Here is a 21,426-nt window from a genome sequence, read left to right on the forward strand (position 1 = left end):
CTCAGCCTAGATGGACACCCTGTTAGCGGGACTGACGCCGTTTGCCCGGGCGGGGCTGGCCCTTCACAGCCGGTGCGCGGCCCTTGCCCTTGTTTGCCTTTGCCTTGCCCCCTGCTGGCTGCGGCTTGTTCTGAACCGACGCGGCCGTCGCAGCCTGCTTGCGTTGCTCGTCAGCAAGAAGAGCCTGGCCCGCCGGGGTCAGGGTCGTCGTTGAGGCGTTCATGTCGAACAGCGGCGTGCCGAGTTCGCTCTCCAGCTCTCGGACGGACGCAAGCAGGGACGACCGTGGAATGTTGAGGTGTTTAGCGGCGTGCGCGAAGTGAAGTTCTTCGGCAGCGACGACGAAACGCCGAAGCGCGATCGTATCCATGGTCTCGTTTCTTATCCACCGCGAGGAACGCGGCTGCAGCCCAAGCGTACGCGGTCGGGGTGCGAACCGTTCTCCGAGCGCCCGTGGATGGTTCCGGGTTTGTTCCCCGCGGGCCTCATTCGACCTGGTATTTGAAGCCGCGGTGGGAGCCCGCGAAACCGAGGCGCTCGTAAAAGCGGTGCGCATCCGTCCGGGCCTCGTCTGAGGTCAGTTGAACCAACCCCGCTCCCGTCGTCGGCGCTGCGACGTCCATTACCCACCGCATCATGGCACCGCCGATGCCACCGGACCGGTGCGCGCGTGAGACGCGAACCGCTTCGACGAGTAGTCGGGTCGTTCCGCGTCTGGCCATACCCGGGATCCGGGTGAGCTGCATGGTGGCGAGTACTCCGTCGTTGCCATCGTCCGCGATGACGATCTCGTTCGACGTGTCGCTCACAATCTCTGCCAGCGCTGCTTCGTACGCTGCGATGTCAGCCTCGGCAGCCCGATCACCCCTTGACGCGCTGATCGGGTCATCGGAGAGCAACTTCATCAGGGCGGGAAGGTCATCGGCTGTCGCCCGACGGAGACGCACTCGCGTCGTCCGTGCGTCCAGCGTGGTTGGCAGGTTCAGAGTTGCGATCACCCGGTTAGTCTGCCATCAGCTCATGCCGATCCGCGTGCGTTAGAAGTCGCTCCCGCGTGAGTCATACGCTCGTGGATAAACGCGACCGTGCGGCGGGGTGATAAACCCGGGCACGACCCAGGTTTCCCGACGGCTCGGAACCGGACCAGATCCTGGCCCCGGTAGCTCCTCGCTTGAGACGTCGTGTTTTTCGCTCACGGGAGGAGCGTCATCTGCGCCGAACCTCCGAACCGGACCCCATGCCTTGTTCATATGCTCACCGTACGCTTCGGGCACGGCTTGTCAAGCGGTTCGAGTGCCCCCAGTGAATCCGCGCGAAGCCATTCCCTTTTGGCGCAACAGCACGAGCGCAAAAGTTGGCTGTGCCACTCGGTGGGTCGCGCCATTGCTGCCAGGCAGCACCCGCCGTTAGTGTGCGAGGCGCCGGGGGGCCAGCGGGTTTTGGGAATTCAGCGGGACGCCCGACTCATCTCAACGCGGGCGAGCATCGCACGCCCGTGATCGGTCAAAGACGATCAAGGAGTTCAGGATGCGTAAACATCTGTCCAGGAGGCTGGCAGCGCTCAGCCTCGGAGCAGTGGTGGTGGTGACAGTGGCGGTCTCACCGGCCTACGGCACCAATTCAGCCACGCCGGTGCCTCCCGCCGGGCTCACGGGCCTCGAGCCAACCGGCGCGGATATGCCGACCGTCGGAGGCAACCTGGGAAACCAGCACTACTCGGCACTTACCAAGATCAACAAGCGTAACCTCGACAAGATGGGGCCCGCCTGGCGAACCCACGTCTCGGGGGTCGCGCCTGCCTCTGACGATGTGGGTCAGCAGACCACACCGATCGTTGTCGGCGGCATCATCTACCTCGACACTCCGAGCGGTGGCGTCATCGCTGTACACGGCAAGACCGGTGAATCCGTGTGGAAATGGGAGCCGACCGCATACGGAACCGCTGACACCCGACGCGGCGTCTCCGCAGGCGACAACAAGATCTTCACCATGGCTGCAGATGACCGCGTGGTTGCCCTTGACCAGGCGACAGGAGCCGAAGTGTGGGCGGTTCAGCCCACGGGGCCTCAAGGTGAATTCCTCGGCAACTTCGACCGTGTGGCCACGGTCTACCACAACGGCGTCGTCTATGCCCACGCGGCGAACGGTGACCGCGCCGCGGTTGTCGGTCTCGACGCGAGTGATGGCAGCTACCTCTGGCACTTCTTCGGAGGACCAGACCGAGGCACCGTGTACACAGATGTGAACGGAAATTCGGTCGACGCTGGTGGAACCTGGGGACCGATCGCGCCAGACGGCACGGACTGCCCGTTGGTTGGCGGGTCAACGCCGTGGATTCACGGAGCAGTGGACCCCGAACTGAACATGTACTACATGACGTTCGGAAACGCGCGCAGCTGTAACTCGTCGCAGGATGGATCCCAGCGTCCGGGCGACAACCTGTTCTCAAGCACGATGGTCGCCGTCGACGCCACCTCAGGCGCCTACAAGTGGCACTACCAGTCCATCCGCCACGACGTGTGGGACATGGACAACGTGCACCCGCCGACCCTGGCAAACGTGAAGTTCAACGGCGCTGTGCGCAAAGTCCTGTTCTACGGCAGCAAATCCGGACATCAGTTTGTTCTCGACCGCACAAACGGCAAACCGGTTCTTCCTGTGACCGAGAAGCCGATGATCACCGACTCCCGTCAGAACCACGCCGAGACGCAGCCCTTCCCCGAGACCCGGTTGCTCCCTGACTGCCTCGTCTGGGAGAAACTCGACCCGAATAACATCCCGGGGGACCCGTGGCGTGCCGTGCCCAACTACAACGGCTACCAGCCAGACGCGGAAGGCAACCTCGTCTTCAACCCCGACAGCTACGTTGCCGCTGACAAGCCATTCCTGACCTACCCGGAGGGCTACCCGTCCGATCACCGCCAGGGGTGCATGTATGACCCACAGTGGGACCAGCCAATTCTGTCCACCACCAGCCAGAACGGCGGCGCCGACTGGTCGAACAACGCATACAGCCACAAAACCAACCTTGTGTACTACTCGTACGGCACCAACCCGGTGGCGCACTGGAACGGCGCAGCCGCGAACGGGCAGCGTGCAATGGGCCAGTACCAGACCGGCGGGATCCTCGCCTACGACGCATCGACCGGTGCCGTTCGGTGGCAAAACCACCTCGGCACTGACATGTCACACGGTCAGGGCCCGCTGACAACCGCATCCGACCTGCTCTTCGTCGGGCAGATCGACGGCAGGCTGCTGGCCATGGACAGCTCGAGTGGAGATGTTCTCTGGGACTTCCAGACCGGTTCAGGTATCGCTTCGGCGCCGGTCACCTATGAGGTGGACGGTGAGCAGTACGTCGCGGTGTTCGCGGCCGGGTCGACCAACCCGTACGGCGCCTCGGTCACACAGGGCGACTCGCTCTGGGCGTTCAAGCTCGGTGGCAAATACACCACCGAGTCTGGCAGCCAGGAGGGGCCAGAGACGGCACCACTGTCGATCCGTCGCCCGGTGAGCGGCAACCCGGTCGAGGGCGCGACGGTGGAGAACACGGTCCTGCTCGCCCGATCCAGCCGGACGGACGACACGGCGGCATCGCGGGACAGCGTTTCGCAGAGCGCCATGCAGCCGACCCGCATGCGGGTGCCCGTCGGAACAACGGTCACGTTCAAGAACCCGGGTGCTGAGACGTTCCCGAACTTCCCGAACGTGAAAGAGCACTGTGCGACGCAGTTCTTCGAGGGAGAGTTCAACGCGAAACTGCAGCCGGGTGAGACCTACCAGCACACGTTCGACCGAGCCGGTGAGTACTACTTCAACGACTGCACCGACCCACGGCCGACCGGAATGATCGAGGTCTACCTGCAACCGCAAGACACGCCTGGTGCAGCCACGTTCGTTCCAAGCACGCTTAATCTGGGTGCGAGGAGCGGAATATTCACGGATGTCGACGGCAAAGTCGGGGCCTATTTCAAGCTTCCCGTTGGGCACAGGTATGAAAGCGGCGCCGTTGTGCGAACGCCGCTCTCGCCCACCCCGGTGGAGGCGGCCAAGGTGACCGACTTCAGGAACCACGTGTTCGTGCAGTTCAACAAGGACGATCTCGATAACAACGTGCCCGAGGGCAAGGTGCCCCTGACCCTCGTCCTGAATGTGCTTCACAAGGGCGTGCAAAAACAGATCACGTCCACGGTGACGGTGAGGGTGATCAAGTAAGGCGCACGATCCGGCACGTCCACGGAACCGCCTCTTCTCGGCTCCACCCTCACCGGCACGGTGAGGGTGGAGCGGGGGAGGCGGTTCCATGCGTCGCGCAGGCGCCTGGCATCAGGGTGCCTGCTATTCCGGTATCGCCAGACGGCGCTCAACGGCCCGAGCAGCGTCGTGAATCCTGAGTGCTGCACGAGTGACGTCGGAATCCGTCGCGCCAACGCTCAGCGCGATGGCGGCAGCCACGTTCCCTCCAGGCACAAGGATGGCACTGGCCACCCAACGGATGCCGCGGGCAGCTTCGCGTGCTTCGGTCACGACACCGAGAGGATGCGCGAGCACCGCCTTGCCCACAGCGCTGAGGTGCACGGGCACACGATCACCGGTCCGGTATCCCTCTGCGGCGGACGTCCGGCCCCGCACGATGGCGATGAGAATCATGTCTTCTTTTTCACGAATCGCCAGGTGCGTCGTCTCGCCGGTCACCGTGCGCAGCTCGGCCATGACGGGGAGGGCCGCCGACCTGAGTTGCCGCGGCGCCTCAGCGAGTTGCCCGAGTTCGAACAGACGAAGGCCGAGGTAGATGAGTTTGCCCTCGCGCTCCAGGTAGCGCTGCCGGACAAGTCCGGAGACGAGCCGGGACACCGTGGATTTCGGGAGACCGGCCCGCGACGCGAGCTCAGAAAGGCTGAGGCCTCGATCATCGTCGAAGGCATCGAGGATGGTCGTCATGCGATCGAGCACACTCAACAGGTCGTCCCGCCGACCCGCCTCATCGGCCATGCCCGCTATACGGCGAGCCGCTGCGAGAGCAGGCGGGCGGCGTGTCGAACGAGCGGCGCCATCCGCCGGGGATCCATGTCGGCAGCCGGTCCGGCGATCGAAATCGCAGCCACGGGTCGGCGCCGAGCGGAGAGGACGGGACTCGCGACGCCGACCACCCCAGGGAAGGTCTCGCAGCGGTCGATCGCGACAGAACTTGTGCGCACACCGGCGAGTTCCCGCTCGAACGCCTCCCTGGCGCAGGGCGCGAAGCCTCTCGTGATCTCGTCGAGTGCCGAGTCGTCGTCGCTGAAGGCGAGGACCGCCTTGCCGAGCGCTGTTGTCGCAGACGGCACTCGCGCTCCGGCGCGTGACGGGGACGGTCGAAGACGCCCCTGTACCGAGATCACCGAAACCATGTGGTGACCGTCCTGCACGGCGACGTTCAGGTGTTCTCCCGTCGCGTTGAACAGTTCGACCAAAACGGGCATCGCAGCCAGGCTGAGCTGGCGCGGACCGCTCGCTCGTGCTCCGAGATCAAAGAGCCGAAGTCCGATGACAACGCCGTCCTGGGTCCGGGCGAGGTATCGCTGTCGTACGAGGTCACGAACGAGACGAGAAACCGTGGACTTCGGTGTGCCCGTGGCGACGGCGATTCGGGTGATCGTCGTCGAGCCGTCGGCCTCCCGGACCGCCTCCAGAATAGCGATGATGCGGTCGAGCACCGATACCGGCTCGTCCCATCGACCGCTGCGCATACGTCAAGTATTGGGCGGCACCTTCACCGCGGCAAGGATCGAGCGAACAGACCACAGCGATGGCCCACTGAATGGGTCACGCACCCTTCGACGGACGTTGTGCTGACGAAAAAGGCCCGCACCGGCGATGCCGAGTGCGGGCCCTGATCGTTCAGATTATTGTGCGCGAGGTCAGACCGCACAGAACGGCTTGATGCCCATCGAGCTCTCCAGGCCGGACATCAGGTGTTCCTTGAACAGGTCGTCGCCTGCGAGCGGCACATCCGTCCAGACGGCCACGTCGTGCCCAAGCGTTGTCAGCCACGACTTACCGCCGTCGTAGTACTGGCACCAGCTGACCGCGTGCTGTTCGCCGTGTCCTGGGTGTCCGGTCGCGCGGCCGTTGAGGCTCGTCTTTGGATCAACCTCGAGCAGCACGTTGACGTAGCTCGGGTACGGAACCAGGTTGTACCACTCGTCAGTGAATCCCCACTTGCGCGGCATGAAGTTGGTCGACACGTCTTTCTTGTTGATGGTCTCGATGGTGCCCGGGCGGTTCGGTGCGTGGTCGTAGAAGTTCGCTCCACCCAGCAGCCCTTCGTACCACTCCCAGTGATACTCGGCACCGAACGCGTTGTGAACGCCGACGAAGCCGCCGCCACCGCGTACGTACTGCATCAGGTTGGTCTGTGCCGGGTCATCGAGTGTGTCGCGGTTGGAGCCGAGGAAGACGACGGCCTGGTACGAGCTCAGGCGGGAGAAGGAAGCGAGGTCCTCGGTGTAGTCGGCCTGGATGCCCCGTTCAGCAGCCCATGCTTTCAGTGAGGCCTGGGCGACGTTGTCAGCGTTCAGAGGTGGGTTCAGTCCTGGGCCGAGAGGCGTTCCGAGGTGAGCGTGGCGAGGACCTGCCGTGCGGCTCCAAATCAGGATGCGTTTCGGCTCGCCCTCTTTCCAGCCGTTGCCCCACTCGTTGTAACAGGCGGGATCTGTGCCGCGGCAGACGCCGTAGTCCTTGATCTCGTCCAGGTAGATTGCGTCGGCGGTTGTCGGTTTATTGCCTGAACCGTTGCCGTGTCCTCCCCGTGAGCCGGTTGCGGCGGTTCCCGCGAACACGAGGCCGGCGCTCAGCACAGCTGTCGCAGCGATGGCGGTTCCCGTGCTGAGTATCGATTTTATCGATTTCATGTGATCCCCTTTGATCGGTCGAACGGCGCCCTTCGCCGGTCACGGATCGATCGTTTGAGGCGATCGGTGCCGCGAACGGTCGAATCCAGGCCCGGTTGCTGGAAATGTATGCTTCCCGGTTTGCCGAGGCAACACTGGTTCCGCTCAGTAAGCCGCCACGTGGCATCCGCTTGTCCTGAAATGGAATCGCTCGGGCGACCCGGGCGACGCGGGTGACTCGGGTGAGGCCGGTGGTTCGGATGTCGTTCCGCTCGACTGTCCGCGGTGCCGGGTGCGCCGGTCGGTACGGAGCGTCTACCCGCGTCGCAAAGCGAACAGCGCGTGCAGCAGAGGGACGGCAGACGCAACGATCAGCACCGTTCCGAACACGGCATCGTCATCCCGCACGAGGGCACCTGCGATGAGCAGGCCGCCGAAGAGGATCGCCGAAACCGCACGCTGTGCTGTTCGCTCCAGTCGCGCGACCCGACGTTCGATGGAAGGGACCTGAACGGTGAGCGAGCCGTCCTCCAGTCGAGTGATGACCTCGTCGAGACGTCGGGGCAACCCAACGGCGATGCCCGCGATTTCGCGCGCCTGATCGGCCACATCCCTGACCACATTTCCGCTCTCGTCTCGCAGCAACTGCGCCGCGTACGGTTCGACGGAGTCCCACAGGTTGAACTTCGGATCGAGGGCACTGCACACGCCAGAGGTGAGCGACATGGCGCGGATGACCAGCAGGAAGTTCTCCGGCAACTGGAACGGCAGCGACCGCACGACGTCACCGAACTGCTCGGCGAAGTCACGAAACTCGCGCGGGTCGACCTCACGAAGCTCAGCGAACCCCATGCCGCCAAAACGAGCGAAGAGCTGCACCATCGCCCGCTCAAGTTCGGAGGTCTCCGCCGTCGGCAGCAGCACGCCGACGTCGCGCATCGCGTTCACCAGGCCCCTGCCGTCGCGCGAAGCGGCCGCGATCAACAGTTTCCGCAGTCCGCTGCGAGTGCTGCTCGACACTTCGCCCATCATGCCGAAGTCGATGAACGTCAGCTTCCACGGCCGCGCACTCGAGCCGTCTGTGATTGGAGTGACAAAAATATTGCCCGGGTGCGGGTCAGCGTGAAAAAAGCCGGAGGTGAAGAGCTGGTCGAACATCACAGTGGCGAAGACGGATGCCACGTGGCTCGGATCGATTCCGGCCGCGCGGAGGGCATCCCCATCGGTGATCTTGATCGCCGTCACATCTTCGAGGGTGAGAACGCGCCGCGTTGTGCGCTCCCAGACGACGGCGGGAACCGTCACCCGGTCGTCGCCCGCGAAATCGGCAGCGAACCGTTCTGAGTTCACCGCTTCGTGGGAATAGTCGATCTCTTCGAGGCTCGTGGCCGCGAACTCCTCAACGAGCGCAGGGGCATTCACCCGGTCGGAGACCAGGCGCACGTGGCTGAGCCACCCGCCGACCTTGCGCAGGGCGGCCAGGTCGACGTCCACGATCTCATCGATGCCCGGCCGCTGCACTTTGAGCACGACAGTGTTCAGCCCGGTGTCTTCCGCATCGAGCGCACCCAGGGTTGCGCGGTGCGCCTGGCCGAGGGACGCCGCAGCCAGCGGCGACTCGTCGATTGTCGAGAATGCCCGGGTGAGCGGAAGCCCAAGCTCCGCCTCGGCGAGAACCCGGATCGCCGGAAACGGCACGGGAGGCACTTCGTCCTGCAGCCCCTCGAGCTCGGCGGTGATCTCGGGCGGCAAGACGTCGAGCCGCGACGACATGAACTGGCCGACCTTGATCATCAGCCCGCCGAGGTCGACAGCGAGCGCGTGGAAGCGCCGCGCGAAACGCTTCATTCGCCGTGCACGCGTGCGCTCAGCGACTTTCCTCAACCCGATGCGTGGGAGAAACAGTTCGAACCACCACGTCACCGCCAAATTCCATCCGGCGAACCGCAGGATGCGCCGGTAACGGGCGCGTGTGTTTCCTGCGCCGGATTGTGACTTCACCCGACCCGGTCGAACCGATGGCACCCGGCTTAGCCCTGGGCGAGAATCGAGTAAAGACGGCGACGAGCGTCGTCGAGCACGGTCACTGCCTCTCGAACCTGTTCCGGAGATCCGGTGCGGCCGACCTGAGCAGCGGCCTGGGCGAGCTCGACGCCCGCTTTCGGCAGCGCGGTGAACGCGGACTTGTCATCGCCGCCCACGGTTTCCCATGGCGCGGTCGTGTCTGAACCTGCAGCCACCTCCCGGCCAGCCTCGGTCAGCGCATACGTCTTCCTGCCGTTCGACTCCTCGGCGCTGATCAGCCCTTCATCGGCGAGAAGCTGCAACGTTGGGTACACCGAGCCCGCGCTCGGTTTCCACGCGCCATTGCTGCGTTCCTCAATCTCTCGGATGATCTGATAGCCGTGCATCGGCTTCTCGAACAGCAACGCGAGCACGGCGGCTCGTACGTCGCCGCGACCCATCCGACCGGTGCTCGGCCGCTTCTCGAACGTCGACCGCAACTGCTCCATCACCTGCCACATACTGTCGGCGTTGAATCCAGGGCCGAATCCGCCTGCGGGAAATGCGTTACCCATGATGACTCCTCCTCGAGTTCGAACGATACTCAACGATATATCGTTGCGGGGCTGAGCGATAGGGTGATTTTCGCCAGCCGCGCCTACCGTCGAGGGGTCAGCGGCGGATGTCGGTGAGGGAGCGGACGGATGCCGCCACCGCGTTGGCAACCTGCTCGAGCTCCTCGGCTGTAATGCCCGCCGAGAACGTGAAGCGCACGGCCGTTGCAGCGACATCGGCTGGCACCCCGAGCGCCGTGAGTACGTGTGACGGTTCGGCGCTCCCAGCGGCGCAGGCCGACCCACTCGAGGAGATCACTCCCCGGCGCTCGAGTTCGAGGAGCACACCTTCACCACTCGTCCCCGGGAAACAGAATGAGGCGTGAGCGGGCAGACGGCGGGAGGGGTGCCCTGTGACGATCGCGCGCGGGAGAAGTTCGCAGACGCGGGTGAGAAAGTCGGTGCGCAGTGCGCCCACGCGACCCGTGGCATCCGCTCGCTCGCTTTCGGCCAGGTCGAGTGCCGTTGCCAGTCCGACAGCGAATGCGACATTTTCTGTTCCTGAGCGGCGAGCGCGTTCCTGGCCGCCACCGGAGAGAAGGGGTTCGATCGGCAACCGGCCCCGGAGGTAGGCGACGCCGATTCCCTTCGGTGCACCGATCTTGTGGCCGGAGAGAGAAAGCGCGTCGACACCGAGTGCCGGGATCGAGAGGTCGAGCCAGCCGGCAGCCTGCACAGCGTCGGTGTGGAAAGGGATGCGGCGCTCGCGGCTGAGCGCGCTCAGCGAGGCGATGTCCTGGATCGTGCCGATCTCGTTGTTCGCGTACATCACCGAGACGAGGGTGGTGTTCTCACGGAGAACCGCCGCCAGGGCCTCGGTCGTGACCGTGCCATCGGGGGTAAGTGGAACGAACGAGACCTCGAAGCCGTGCAACCGGCGGAGGTAGTCGACCGATTGAAGCACTGCCTCATGCTCAATCGCCGTCGTAACGATGTGCCTGCCGCGAGGATCGCCGAGCGCGATGCCCTTGATCGAGAGGTTGTCCGCTTCGGTGCCTCCCGAGGTGAAGACGATGTCGCTCGCGCGAACACCGAGCACACGGGCCACGCGACTTCGGGCATCGGCCAGGGCCGTCGCGGCGCGTTCGCCGACGGTGTGCACGCTCGACGGGTTGCCGAATTCGGCGGTGAGGTACGGCCACATCGCCTCGAGCACCTCCCGGCGCACCGGTGTAGTTGCGGCGTTATCGAGGTACAGCATCGGGATTCGCCTCGAGCACCACGTCGAGCCCCAGATCAAGCGAGCGCACACTGTGGGTCAGCGCCCCAGACGAAACCACGTCGACGCCCGTGCGTGCAATGTCGCCGACGGTGTCGAGAGTGACATTGCCTGACGCCTCGACGATCGCGCGACCGGCGATGAGGTCGACGCCGGCACGGAGCTCGTCGAGGGTGAAGTTGTCGAGCATGATGGTGTCCACTCCGGCGGCGAGAACCGGTTCGATCTGGTCGATCCGGTCGACCTCCACCTCGAGGTGTGTGGTGTGCGACAGTCGGGAGCGCACGTCGAGGAGCGCGTCGGTGACTGAGATGCCCCCGGCTGTGAGCACGGCGAGGTGGTTGTCCTTGGCCATCACGGCATCGGACAGCGAGAACCGGTGGTTGAACCCGCCACCGGAGCGCACGGCGTGGCGCTCGAACGCGCGCAGTCCGGGGGTGGTCTTGCGGGTGTCGACGATACGAGCTTTCGTTCCGGCCACCTCGGCGACGTAACGTGCGGTCTGGCTGGCGATTCCCGACATGCGCTGCACGAAGTTCAGTCCGATGCGTTCCGCCTGAAGCACACCGCGTGCGGGGCCGGTGACGGATGCCAGTTGGTCACCTTTTCCGAATGCCTCACCATCCGCCGTGTGCACGGTGACCTCGATCCGTGGGTCGGTCAGCCGGAAGGCCGCGGCGAACACAGCACCACCGCTGAAGACTCCGGGCTCGCGGGCAACGAGTCGCGCGGTGGCGATCGCTCCCGCCGGGAGAAGCGTCTGGCTCGTGAGGTCGCCCCACGGCGCGTCCTCCTCGAGCGCGAGGGTGACGACACGGTCGATGTGTTGCGGAGTCAGCACGGGGAGAGGACCTTTCGGGAGGAAGCGGGTGAGTGAGCCGGTGCAGCGTCGGTGAGGAGTGTGGGGTGTGCCTCGGCGGGGTCGAGGTGTGGGAAATCGGTTCGGGTGTGTGCGCCACGAGACTCGGTGCGCGCGAGTGCCGCTGCGGCGAGGGCCCGACCAAGTGCAAGCAGGTTGCGGTTCTCGAGCTCGTATTCGGTATTTGCTGGCAGGTCGAGCGAACTCCACGCGTCAAGGACGCTGAACGCCGAGGTGAGCGCCTCGGCGTTGCGGTGGAGGCCAGCGCTCGTCCACAACAGGTGTTGGAGCGCCTCACGGGAGAACTCCGGGACGCTTTCGATCGGCTCATCGTTGCTCGTTCCGCTCAGCTCCGCCAAGGAGACGGCTCCGTCGAAGTGGGCGGGCTGTGCGAGATCGCCGCGCAGCGCAACCGCAGCCCTGTGCCCGAAGACGGCACCTTCAAGGAGCGAGTTGGATGCCAGCCGGTTGGCGCCGTGAACGCCGGTGCGCGCCACTTCCCCGATGGCGAACAGCCCGGGGATCGAGGTGCGCCCGTTCCTGTCTGTCGCGATTCCACCCATCCAGTAGTGCGCGGCTGGGGCAACAGGAACCCCTTCCTTCGACCAGTCGATTCCCGCCGCTCGCACAGCCGCGTCGATCCCGGGAAAGCGGGAGGCCAGGAAGTCCGCGCCGAGCGCTGTCGCGTCGAGCTCGACCGGTCGGCCGCCCTGCAGCGCCATGGTGGCGGCGATGCCGCGGGCGACCACATCACGAGGGGCAAGTTCCGCGTTCGGGTGCACGCTCGGCATGAACCTGTTGCCTGCCGCGTCGCGGAGGACAGCCCCGTCACCGCGGACCGCCTCGGAGATGAGGAAGTTGCCCGAGGTGACAAGGGCGGTCGGGTGGAATTGGTAGAACTCGAGGTCGGCCATCACCGCACCGGCCCTGAGCGCTGCCGCTGCGCCATCTCCCGTCGCGACCAGCGGGTTCGTTGTGTACGGGTAGAGCTGGCCGGCGCCGCCCGTGGCCAGAAGCACCGCGTCGGCGTCGAGTTGAAATACAACGCCATCCGCGCCCTGCAACTCGACCCCGGCGATGGCGCCGTTACTGAGGACGAGGTCCCGAAGGAAGGTGCGCTCGAGCACCGTCACGGAACTCGAGCGGAGCCGCTCGACGAGCGCGGCCTCGATCACCGCTCCTGTGGCGTCTCCTCCCGCGTGCAGCACCCGCGGGTAGGAATGGGCGGCCTCGCGACCCCGGGCAAACGCGGGTCCTTCACGGTCGAACTCGACTCCCAGGTTCACGAGTTCGCGAATACGTTCCGGGCCCTCGGCGCACAGGATACGAACGGCGTCCTCGTCACAGAGACCGGCGCCAGCGGCCAGGGTGTCGGCGACATGCGCGTCGACGCTGTCATCGTCGAACATCACGCCAGCGATGCCTCCCTGGGCGAACCTGGTGTTGCTCATCCCGAGTGTGCTCTTGGTGATAAGTGTCACCGCGGCATCGGCGCTCGCCGTGAGCGCCGCGGTGAGGCCGGCGATGCCCGAGCCGACGACGATCACCCGATTCATGATCAGGCTCCCGCGGCGATCGGAGGCTTAGCCGCAAGCATCCGCTCGAGGGCAAGGCGAGCCGGTGCGGCCACATCATCTGACACGGAGATCTGATTGAGCACCACGCCGTCCAGAAGCGAATCGAGCACCCAGGCCAGGTAGCCGGGGTGAATGCGGTACATCGTCGAGCACGGGCAGACCACGGGGTCGAGGCAGAAGATCGTGTGCTCGGGGTGTTCTGCGGCGAGCCGCTGCACCAGGTTGATCTCGGTGCCGATGGCGAAGGTTGTTCCGGCCGGCGCCGCCTCGATTGCCTTGCGGATGTAGTCGGTCGACCCGTATTCATCAGCGGCGTCGACGACCGGCATCGGGCACTCGGGGTGAACGATCACGCGCACACCGGGGTGCTCGGCGCGGGCCCGCTCGATCTGGTCGACGGTGAAGCGTTTGTGCACCGAGCAGAAGCCGTGCCAGAGGATCACCTGGGAGGACTGCAGCGCGAGCGCGTCGTTGCCTCCGAATGGTTTGTTCGGGTTCCACATGGGCATCTGCTCGAGCGGAACGCCCATTGCCTTTGCCGTGTTGCGCCCGAGGTGCTGGTCGGGGAAGAACAGCACACGCTGCCCACGTTCGAACGCCCACTTCAGCACGGTTTCGGCGTTCGAGGAGGTGCAGACGATGCCTCCGTTGCGGCCGCAGAATCCCTTGAGCGCCGCCGAGGAATTCATGTAGGTGACCGGGATCACCGGAACCCGCCCCGTGGCATCCGCTTCGCTTCCGAAAAGTTCGGTGAGCTGCTCCCAGCACTCCTCGACCTGGTCGATGTTCGCCATGTCGGCCATCGAGCAGCCGGCCGCGAGGTTGGGCAGGATCACCGACTGCTCGGGCGTGGAGAGCAGGTCTGCGGTCTCCGCCATGAAGTGCACGCCGCAGAACACGATCGCCTCGGCGTCGGTGCGGGCCTTGGCCGCTGTCGCGAGCTGGAAGGAATCGCCAACGTAGTCGGCGTATGCCACAACCTCGTCCCGCTGGTAGAAGTGACCGAGAATGACGAGCCGGTCACCGAGCGTTTCTTTGGCCGAGCGGATGCGACGGTCTAACTCTTCGCTCGACGCCTCCCGATAGAACGCGGGAAGTGTGCCCTGCCGCGGCGACCCGGCCGGGATCACGTCGCCCATGGAGGATCCGGGGCCGTAGCTCGGCGGCTGCAGGTCGAAGACCCACGGCTTCGCGACGAGGTCGGGGCTGCAGGCTGCGCCTGGTGTCGTGCCCGAAATGATCTCGGTGAGGGTGGTGTCGACGGAGGCGGTGAGAGTCATGATGCGTCCTTAGGTGCGGAGGGCTGGCGGGTTCCGAGGGGACCGTTGCTCGGATCGGGTTCCGCTGTGTTGTATCGGTAGAGGCGGGCGGGGCGATGCCGTCCTCCGGTTTTCAGGTGTTCGGTTGGAACGACCTGGCCGGAGCTCTCGATCTGGCGCCGGAAGTTGGCCGGGTCCAGCGGTTTCTGCAGCACGGCCTCGTGGACTTCGCGCAGTTCGGAGAGGGTGAAGGTGTCGCCGAGGAAGGCGGAGGCGATGTGGCTGTACTCGAGCTTGTTGCGGAGTCGCCACAGTGCGTACTCGACGATGAGGTTGTGGTCGAAGGCCAGTTCGGGAACGGAGTCGGCATCGAACCAGCGCACGTTCTCGGTTTCGACCGCCACGTCGGCTTCGTCGGAGCGGACCAGCGCCCAGTAGACGATCGAGACGACGCGCTCGCCGGGGGAACGGTCGGTGTTGCCGAAGGCGTAGAGCTGCTCGAGGTACTGGGGTGTGAGCAGAGTGGTTTCGGCGAGGGTGCGTGCCGCAGACGCGGCGAGGTCCTCGTCGGCTTCGAGGGGGCCGCCCGGAAGGGCCCACCTGCCGTCGAACGGTTCGCGAATGCGGCGCACCAGGGGGAGCCACACGGTCATTCGTCCGTCGTGGGGCGAGGGGCGGAGCGCGAAAATCACTGTCGAAACGGCGACGGAAACGCCTGCGGCCTGTGCGGTCATCATTCCCTCTCACGCTCGAGTTAATGTCAGTGTGACCATAACTAAGATCATCTTAGTGTCAGAGTGACCCTAACTGGAAGATGGCCGGCAGATTATTTTGAGGCAATGAGCGGAGCGGTGTGGGTGCCGCTCACTGTAGGCTGAGGCAAAACCAAATATCGGGCCGCACACGCGATGCGGGAGAGCCGGGTTCGCCCGGCACCGAAGGAGCAAGCCTCCCTGCCAATCTCTCAGGTCTATGTACCGCATCGAACTGGCCACTCTGGAAAGTGAACGCCCAGCGTTCCGCCGACGGTGAAAGCCGCCCCACCGAAACCCGGTGAGGCGCGCGAAACTCTCAGGCCAATGACAGAGGGGGAGTTCCCAAGGCACCTCGCGTGCCGCAGCCGCTTTTGCGACCGTCGCCCCGGCGATGACTCCTGGAGAACTCGTGTCAGATCCCGTACCAGAACGCACCAGCCCGCTTTTTGCGGTCCACACCGAACTCGGAGCGAGCTTCACCGACTTCGCTGGCTGGCAAATGCCCGTCCGCTACACCAGCGACCTCGCCGAGCACGCCGCCGTGCGCTCGGCTGCCGGCCTCTTCGACCTGTCGCACATGGCGGAGATCCTCGTTTATGGCGCAGACGCGGGAGCCTTTCTCGATGCAGCCCTCGCCGGTCGGTTGTCGGCCATCGACCTCATGCAGGCGAAGTACAGCCTCATCCTCACGGAGGACGGCGGGGTTCTCGACGATGTCGTGGTCTATCGGATCGGTGAGACCACATACCTCGTCGTGGCCAACGCGGGCAACCGCGACGCGGCGTTTGCCGCGCTTCATGACCGCGCAGCCGAGTTCACCGTCACGGTTGACGACCAAAGCGACGACTACGCGCTGATCGCCGTGCAGGGTCCCAATTCCCGCGCCATCCTCGAAGAGACCGTCGGCATCAGCGAGCTCGGATCGCCGCTCGACGAGTTGAAGTATTACCGCGCCACCGACGCCTTCTTCCACGGTGTTCCTCTGCTGATCGCCCGCACCGGGTACACCGGTGAAGACGGCTTCGAGCTGTACCTGCGCTCCGATGCGGCAGTTCTGCTCTGGCGTGCCATCGAGGAAGCCGGGAACAAGCACGGACTGGTTCCTGCCGGGCTGGCTAGCCGCGACACCCTCCGCCTCGAGGCCGGCATGCCGCTGTACGGGCATGAACTCGGCACCGAAACATTCCCCGCTCAGGCGGGCCTCGGTCGTGTCGTCGCGCTGTCGAAGGGAAACGACTTCATTGGTCGTTCCGCCATCGAAGCCGGCCCGCCCGCCGACGCGCGCGTGCTTGTCGGCCTGACGTCCGAGGGCAAGCGCGCCGGCCGGGCCGGGTATGCCATCGTCTCCGGCGACACGGAGGTTGGAACGGTGTCGAGCGGTGCGCTGTCACCGACGCTCCAGCATCCGATCATGATGGCCTACGTGGACCCCGCCGTCTCGGCGCCCGGCACCGAACTCGCCGTCGATGTTCGCGGCACCAAAATTCCCGCAACTGTCACCACACTGCCGTTCTACCGGAGAGAGAAGTAAGCCATGTCGGACAAGACCACACTGAAATACACCCCAGAGCACGAATGGCTCGCCATCGACGGCGACGTCGTCACCGTCGGCATCACCGACTTTGCGGCCGAGAAGCTCGGGGACGTCGTGTTTGTCGAGCTTCCCGCCGTCGACAGCGACCTCGCCTCTGGAACCGTCGTCGGCGAGATCGAATCGACCAAGTCGGTTGGTGAGCTGTTCGCTCCGGTAAATGGCTCGGTCACCGAGGCGAACGACGCCGTCGTCGACGACCCGTCCCTCGTCAACAGCGACCCGTTCGGTGAGGGCTGGCTGATCAAGGTGCGGTTCACCGAGCTGCCCTCGAACCTGCTCAGCTGGGACGAGTACTCAGCGCTGGTCGGCGAGTAATGCCGGAACTCTTCTCAGAGCGCCACATCGGAACGGATGCTGCGGCGCAAGCACGCATGCTTGCTGCGGTTGGCTACGACACCGTCGACGCACTCGTCGAGGCCGCCGTTCCCGAGTCGATCCACGTCGAAGACCTGGCCAACTCCTCCATTCCTGCGGCGGCAAGCGAACGTGAGGCGCTCGCCGAACTGCGTGCGCTCGCCGACCAGAACACGGTGCGGACCTCGATGATCGGGCTCGGCTACTACGGCACTTTCACGCCAGCGGTGATCAAGCGGAACGTCCTCGAGAACCCGTCCTGGTACACGGCGTACACGCCGTACCAGCCCGAGATCTCGCAGGGCCGACTCGAAGCTCTGATCAACTTCCAGACGATGGTCACCGACCTCACCGGTCTCGACACCGCCAACGCCTCGATGCTCGACGAGGGCACGGCCGTTGTTGAGGGCATGCTGCTCGCACGCCGCGCGTCCAAGCTCACCACGAATGTGTTCGTGGTCGATGCTGACGCGTTCCCGCAGACGAAGGCGCTGCTGTCGAGCCGCGCCGAAGCCGTTGGGATCGAGCTCGTCGAGGTGGATCTCGCCGGGGGAGCGACGCTGCCCGATGCCGCGTTCGGTGTTTTCGTGCAGTACCCGGGAGCGAGCGGACGAGTGTGGAATCCGGCATCCGTTCTCGCCTCGGTGAAAGACCAGGGCGGCCTCGCGGTCGCCGCAGCGGACCTGCTCGCGCTGGCCCTCATCACTTCACCTGGCGAGCTCGGCGCTGACATCGCCGTCGGCACAAGCCAGCGACTCGGAGTGCCGATGGGCTTCGGCGGCCCGCACGCCGGCTACATGGCTGTGCGCAAGGGACTCGAGCGTCAGCTGCCAGGTCGGCTCGTCGGCGTGAGCCAGGATGCGGCCGGTCACCCGGCCTACCGGCTCACCCTGCAGACGCGTGAGCAGCACATCCGCCGAGAGAAGGCCACATCGAACATTTGCACGGCGCAGGTGCTCCTCGCGGTGATGGCGTCGATGTATGCCGTCTACCACGGGCCGGCCGGCATCCGGCGGATCGCGAAAGAGGTCGCCGGACAGGCAGCGCTGCTGGCACGATTCCTCACCGAGGACGGGCTCAGCCTCGTGCACAACACCTACTTCGACACCCTCCAGGTTCTCGTGCCCGGACAGGCGCGCGAGGTCGTTGCCCGTGCGGCGGACGCCGGCATCAACCTCTGGCTGGTCGACGAGGACACGGTGTCCGTTTCGGTCGACGAAACGACGACGCTCCACGACATCGGAGCGGTAGCTCACGCCTTTGGTGGGCCCGCGTCACGGGACGTCGCCTTCGTCGGTGGCAGCATCCGGGGTCTCCCGGATGACCTTCTTCGCGCCAGCGAGTACCTGACGCACCCGGTGTTCAACACGCACCACTCCGAAACCGCCATGATGCGCTACCTCAAGCAGCTGGCCGACCGGGACTACGCGCTCGACCGCGGCATGATCCCGCTGGGTTCGTGCACGATGAAGCTCAACGCGGCCACCGAGATGGAGGCCATCACCTGGCCAGAGTTCGCCGCACTGCACCCGTTCGCACCCGAGGCTGACGTGCGCGGGTACCTCGGCCTCATCGACCAGCTCGAGGGCTGGCTCGCCGAGGTCACCGGCTACGACTCGGTGTCACTCCAACCCAACGCCGGAAGCCAGGGCGAACTGGCCGGACTTCTCGCGATCCGCGGCTACCACCGTGCGAACGGCGATCTGGACCGTACCATCTGCCTGATTCCCTCGAGCGCGCACGGCACCAACGCGGCATCCGCAGTTCTGGCCGGAATGAAGGTCGTTGTTGTTGCCTGCGACGACATGGGCAACGTCGACCTCGACGATTTGCGCGCCAAGATCGCGCAGCACGCTGAGAACCTCGCGGCGCTCATGATCACCTACCCGTCGACGCATGGCGTGTATGAGCACGAGGTGACGGCGATCACCCAGGCCGTGCACGACGCCGGCGGGCAGGTCTACGTCGACGGCGCCAACCTCAACGCGCTGCTCGGCTATGCCCGGTTCGGTGACTTCGGTGGCGACGTTTCGCACCTCAACCTGCACAAGACGTTCTGCATCCCGCACGGTGGCGGCGGACCGGGTGTCGGTCCCGTTGCGGCGAAGGCGCACCTCGCGCCGTTCCTGCCAGGACACCCGATGGCACAGCGCGACGAGCACGGCGCGTTCACCCACGCCGGTGGGCCGATCTCGGCCGCGCCGTACGGCAGCCCGAGCATCCTCCCGATCTCGTGGGCGTACGTGCGCATGATGGGCGCGGAGGGACTCAAGCAGGCCACTGGCGCCGCTGTTCTGGCAGCGAACTACATTGCCGTGCGTCTCCGCGAGCACTTCCCCGTGCTCTACACCGGAGACAACGGGCTGGTCGCTCACGAGTGCATCCTCGACCTGCGTCCGCTCAAGGAAGCAACAGGTGTCACGGTCGACGACGTTGCCAAGCGGCTGGTCGACTACGGCTTCCACGCGCCGACCATGTCGTTCCCGGTCGCGGGCACGCTCATGGTCGAACCGACCGAGAGTGAGGACCTCACCGAGATCGAACGGTTCATCGACGCGATGATTGCCATCAAGGGCGAAGCGGATGCCATCGGTTCCGGCACCTGGCCGGCAAACGACAACCCATTGGTGCACGCCCCACACACGGCACAGTCGGTGATCGAGGGGGAGTGGGAGCACGCCTACACCCGTGAGCAGGCGGTTTACCCGCTGAAATCCCTCGTGCGGACGAAGTACTGGCCGCCAGTGCGCCGTGTTGACAACGCGTACGGCGACCGAAACCTGGTCTGCGCGTGCCCGCCTCCCGAGGCGTTCGAGTAGACGCCAGCGCGGCGACGCAATGAGAAAGGCCCCGCGCATGGACCGAAGCATCAGCTTTCGTCCTTGCGCGGGGCCTTTCTCCGTTCGACGGGTTAGTTGTTGCTCAGCGTCATCGGACCCCAGCCACTCGCACCGAGGACCTGCGGCGAGCCGAAAGCCTTAGCGACGATCGGGTAGTACAGCAGCCGTCCGGCCGGATCCTTCGCGATGATCCCGGCGCTGTCCGCACCGGCAAAGCCGGTCAGTACGACGGCCGTGAACCCCGACCAGCCCGAGCCGATGCGCGGCCGCGGCTCGTTCACGAAGCTTCCGGAGCCGTTCGTGCGGTAGAGGAGCATGTCCCCAGCAGAGTTCGTCGCGAGCACGTCCTGCTTGCCGTCCTTGTCGAAATCGACGATCTTGACGGTCAAGCCAGACCAACCCGAGGCGATGGCCGTCCGTGGAGACAAACCCTTCCCCTGTGCGTTCGGGTAGAGCCAGAGGGCGCCAGCACCGTCCTTCCTGAGGACGGAGGGATACGCATCGGTTGCTTTCCACTTGGCGATGTCCACCTCGACGTCTCCCCAGCCGCCAGAGCCGATGAGGAACGCTGTCCCGAATCCGCCGGTCTTCAGGCCCGGATATACCGAAAGAGTTCCGCTTTTCCGCTGGGCCACGAGATCCTGTACACCGTCGCTGTTCCAGTCCGTGACGTGCAGTTCCTTGATTCCCTGCCAGCCCGTCCCGATGCGTGTCGGCGCGACTGCTCCGATCTCTCCTTGTTTGCCGTAATTCCACAGCGAGCCGGCGCCATCAATGACGACGACATCTCCGGCGTTCCTGATGGAGGCGGACGACGGTGCTGGTGTGCCCGGCGACGCGGTTGGTGGTGCCGGGACGGCACTTGCCGGATAGGTTGCGAAGTTCTGCGTGTAGTAGAGACGCCCATTACTGTCAGCGGCGACCCCAATACCGATCACATTGGCGGAGGACTGGGTGATGTTTCTGTAGTGGCCGGGCGACGCTTTCCAGCCGGCAACGACTGCGGTCACCGCATAGCCGTAGGCGACGTTCTCGCTAGCCGTTGTCCACCCGGCTGGGTACTGGCTTGAGTACGCAGGATTGTGGGACATGGCGCCGACCTGTGCCTGACTGGTCGACCAGTTCTGGGCGACGCTGTTCAACGCCGCACTTTCCACCACGGGCTTGAGGCCCAGACCCGTGCGGATGGCGTTGGTGTCATCAAGAATAATCTTGCGCGCCTGGCTCAGAGAATAGCCACCGACGACCGGTTCGGCTGCCCTGGCTGGCGCTGGTACGGATATTAGGGCAACCGCCAGGGCGACGGCAGCCAGTGTGGCGGTGAGTAATCGGCCGCGATTGGCGGGCGCGTGCAAAGTGAACAAGTATTTTCTCCCCCCGAGAAAAAGTGGCGCCGAGTGGCGCTCCACTTCCGCAGACCCTATCAACTGCAACCAGAAATTCTCGAGGAGCGGCCAGCCCGAAGTGGACGTGCGAAAG

Annotated in this window: 17 protein-coding genes and 2 riboswitches; of the genes, 4 read left to right on the plus strand and 13 right to left on the minus strand. The window is 65.2% G+C overall.

Translation table 11 applies throughout. From position 1 onward, the window contains the following. Positions 1–22: 22 nt before the first annotated feature. Together D9V28_RS02130 and D9V28_RS02135 are read right to left on the minus strand one after the other, a co-directional pair. Entirely contained in the window at positions 23–370 is a 348-nt protein-coding gene (locus D9V28_RS02130) for a LysR family transcriptional regulator (RefSeq protein WP_121658059.1), read from the minus strand. Between the two features lie 115 nt (positions 371–485). After that, entirely contained in the window at positions 486–998 is a 513-nt protein-coding gene (locus D9V28_RS02135) for a GNAT family N-acetyltransferase (protein WP_121658060.1), read from the minus strand. 529 nt (positions 999–1,527) lie between these two features. Here D9V28_RS02135 and D9V28_RS02140 point away from each other — a divergent pair. Beyond that, a complete protein-coding gene (locus D9V28_RS02140; RefSeq protein ID WP_121658061.1) occupies positions 1,528–4,215 on the plus strand; it encodes an outer membrane protein assembly factor BamB family protein in 2,688 nt (895 codons plus the stop codon). A gap of 123 nt (positions 4,216–4,338) precedes the next feature. On the opposite strand, the gene D9V28_RS02145 is transcribed toward D9V28_RS02140, so the two are convergent. From D9V28_RS02145 to D9V28_RS02190, 10 genes are all read right to left on the minus strand, one after another. Next, entirely contained in the window at positions 4,339–4,992 is a 654-nt protein-coding gene (locus D9V28_RS02145; protein WP_121658062.1) for an IclR family transcriptional regulator, read from the minus strand. Between the two features lie 5 nt (positions 4,993–4,997). Next, the gene (locus D9V28_RS02150) at positions 4,998–5,729 is read right to left on the minus strand and encodes an IclR family transcriptional regulator (RefSeq protein WP_121658063.1); all 732 of its coding nucleotides are present in this window, start codon (positions 5,727–5,729) and stop codon (positions 4,998–5,000) included. A 171-nt stretch (positions 5,730–5,900) separates the two neighbouring features. Beyond that, complete coding sequence (locus tag D9V28_RS02155; RefSeq protein ID WP_121658064.1) at positions 5,901–6,893, minus strand: ThuA domain-containing protein; 993 nt, start codon at positions 6,891–6,893, stop codon at positions 5,901–5,903. A gap of 294 nt (positions 6,894–7,187) precedes the next feature. Then, entirely contained in the window at positions 7,188–8,897 is a 1,710-nt protein-coding gene (locus D9V28_RS02160; RefSeq protein WP_121658065.1) for an ABC1 kinase family protein, read from the minus strand. Positions 8,898–8,902: 5 nt separating this feature from the next. Next, positions 8,903–9,451 carry a PadR family transcriptional regulator gene (locus D9V28_RS02165; RefSeq protein ID WP_121658066.1) on the minus strand — a complete coding sequence of 183 codons (549 nt, stop codon included), beginning with the start codon at positions 9,449–9,451 and terminating at the stop codon, positions 8,903–8,905. Positions 9,452–9,548: 97 nt separating this feature from the next. After that, positions 9,549–10,691: a cysteine desulfurase family protein gene (locus tag D9V28_RS02170; RefSeq protein WP_121658067.1), complete on the minus strand. Its 1,143-nt coding sequence runs from the start codon at positions 10,689–10,691 to the stop codon at positions 9,549–9,551. Then, positions 10,675–11,550: a carboxylating nicotinate-nucleotide diphosphorylase gene (gene nadC / locus D9V28_RS02175; RefSeq protein ID WP_121658068.1), complete on the minus strand. Its 876-nt coding sequence runs from the start codon at positions 11,548–11,550 to the stop codon at positions 10,675–10,677. Before nadC ends, D9V28_RS02170 begins: the two co-directional genes overlap by 17 nt. Beyond that, positions 11,544–13,124, minus strand: a complete 1,581-nt coding sequence (gene nadB, locus D9V28_RS02180; RefSeq protein ID WP_121658069.1) for an L-aspartate oxidase — start codon at positions 13,122–13,124, stop codon at positions 11,544–11,546. Before nadB ends, nadC begins: the two co-directional genes overlap by 7 nt. Positions 13,125–13,126: 2 nt before the next feature. Next, a complete protein-coding gene (gene nadA, locus D9V28_RS02185) occupies positions 13,127–14,425 on the minus strand; it encodes a quinolinate synthase NadA (protein WP_121658070.1) in 1,299 nt (432 codons plus the stop codon). Next, positions 14,422–15,138, minus strand: coding sequence for an NUDIX hydrolase (locus D9V28_RS02190; protein WP_121658850.1), 717 nt, complete (start codon positions 15,136–15,138; stop codon positions 14,422–14,424). Before D9V28_RS02190 ends, nadA begins: the two co-directional genes overlap by 4 nt. Positions 15,139–15,305: 167 nt before the next feature. Further along, a riboswitch (glycine riboswitch) is annotated at positions 15,306–15,394 on the plus strand. A 1-nt stretch (position 15,395) separates the two neighbouring features. Next, a riboswitch (glycine riboswitch) is annotated at positions 15,396–15,497 on the plus strand. A 53-nt stretch (positions 15,498–15,550) separates the two neighbouring features. Here D9V28_RS02190 and gcvT point away from each other — a divergent pair. Genes gcvT through gcvP form a run of 3 tightly spaced genes read left to right on the plus strand, consistent with a single transcriptional unit; the run spans position 15,551 to position 19,926 of the window. After that, the gene (gcvT, locus tag D9V28_RS02195) at positions 15,551–16,690 is read left to right on the plus strand and encodes a glycine cleavage system aminomethyltransferase GcvT (protein WP_121658071.1); all 1,140 of its coding nucleotides are present in this window, start codon (positions 15,551–15,553) and stop codon (positions 16,688–16,690) included. Between the two features lie 3 nt (positions 16,691–16,693). Then, positions 16,694–17,068, plus strand: coding sequence for a glycine cleavage system protein GcvH (gene gcvH, locus D9V28_RS02200; RefSeq protein ID WP_121658072.1), 375 nt, complete (start codon positions 16,694–16,696; stop codon positions 17,066–17,068). Further along, positions 17,068–19,926, plus strand: coding sequence for an aminomethyl-transferring glycine dehydrogenase (gene gcvP, locus D9V28_RS02205; protein ID WP_121658073.1), 2,859 nt, complete (start codon positions 17,068–17,070; stop codon positions 19,924–19,926). The genes gcvH and gcvP overlap by 1 nt, the downstream gene beginning before the upstream one ends. A 92-nt stretch (positions 19,927–20,018) precedes the next feature. On the opposite strand, the gene D9V28_RS02210 is transcribed toward gcvP, so the two are convergent. Beyond that, positions 20,019–21,311 (minus strand): CAP domain-containing protein, encoded by a 1,293-nt coding sequence (locus D9V28_RS02210; protein WP_183086402.1) that lies wholly within the window; start codon positions 21,309–21,311, stop codon positions 20,019–20,021. Positions 21,312–21,426 lie beyond the last annotated feature (115 nt).

Source organism: Mycetocola zhadangensis (assembly GCF_003668565.1).
GTDB lineage: Bacteria > Actinomycetota > Actinomycetes > Actinomycetales > Microbacteriaceae > Mycetocola_A > Mycetocola_A zhadangensis.

What these genes read in the sequence shown, in the direction of transcription:
- D9V28_RS02130 (WP_121658059.1), bottom strand. Translation starts at nt 370, where the DNA reads ATGGATACGATCGCGCTTCGGCGTTTCGTCGTCGCTGCCGAAGAACTT.
- D9V28_RS02140 (WP_121658061.1), top strand. Translation starts at nt 1,528, where the DNA reads ATGCGTAAACATCTGTCCAGGAGGCTGGCAGCGCTCAGCCTCGGAGCA.
- D9V28_RS02145 (WP_121658062.1), bottom strand. Translation starts at nt 4,992, where the DNA reads ATGGCCGATGAGGCGGGTCGGCGGGACGACCTGTTGAGTGTGCTCGAT.
- D9V28_RS02150 (WP_121658063.1), bottom strand. Translation starts at nt 5,729, where the DNA reads ATGCGCAGCGGTCGATGGGACGAGCCGGTATCGGTGCTCGACCGCATC.
- D9V28_RS02155 (WP_121658064.1), bottom strand. Translation starts at nt 6,893, where the DNA reads ATGAAATCGATAAAATCGATACTCAGCACGGGAACCGCCATCGCTGCG.
- D9V28_RS02165 (WP_121658066.1), bottom strand. Translation starts at nt 9,451, where the DNA reads ATGGGTAACGCATTTCCCGCAGGCGGATTCGGCCCTGGATTCAACGCC.
- D9V28_RS02170 (WP_121658067.1), bottom strand. Translation starts at nt 10,691, where the DNA reads ATGCTGTACCTCGATAACGCCGCAACTACACCGGTGCGCCGGGAGGTG.
- nadB (WP_121658069.1), bottom strand. Translation starts at nt 13,124, where the DNA reads ATGAATCGGGTGATCGTCGTCGGCTCGGGCATCGCCGGCCTCACCGCG.
- nadA (WP_121658070.1), bottom strand. Translation starts at nt 14,425, where the DNA reads ATGACTCTCACCGCCTCCGTCGACACCACCCTCACCGAGATCATTTCG.
- D9V28_RS02190 (WP_121658850.1), bottom strand. Translation starts at nt 15,138, where the DNA reads ATGACCGCACAGGCCGCAGGCGTTTCCGTCGCCGTTTCGACAGTGATT.
- gcvT (WP_121658071.1), top strand. Translation starts at nt 15,551, where the DNA reads ATGACTCCTGGAGAACTCGTGTCAGATCCCGTACCAGAACGCACCAGC.
- gcvH (WP_121658072.1), top strand. Translation starts at nt 16,694, where the DNA reads ATGTCGGACAAGACCACACTGAAATACACCCCAGAGCACGAATGGCTC.
- gcvP (WP_121658073.1), top strand. Translation starts at nt 17,068, where the DNA reads ATGCCGGAACTCTTCTCAGAGCGCCACATCGGAACGGATGCTGCGGCG.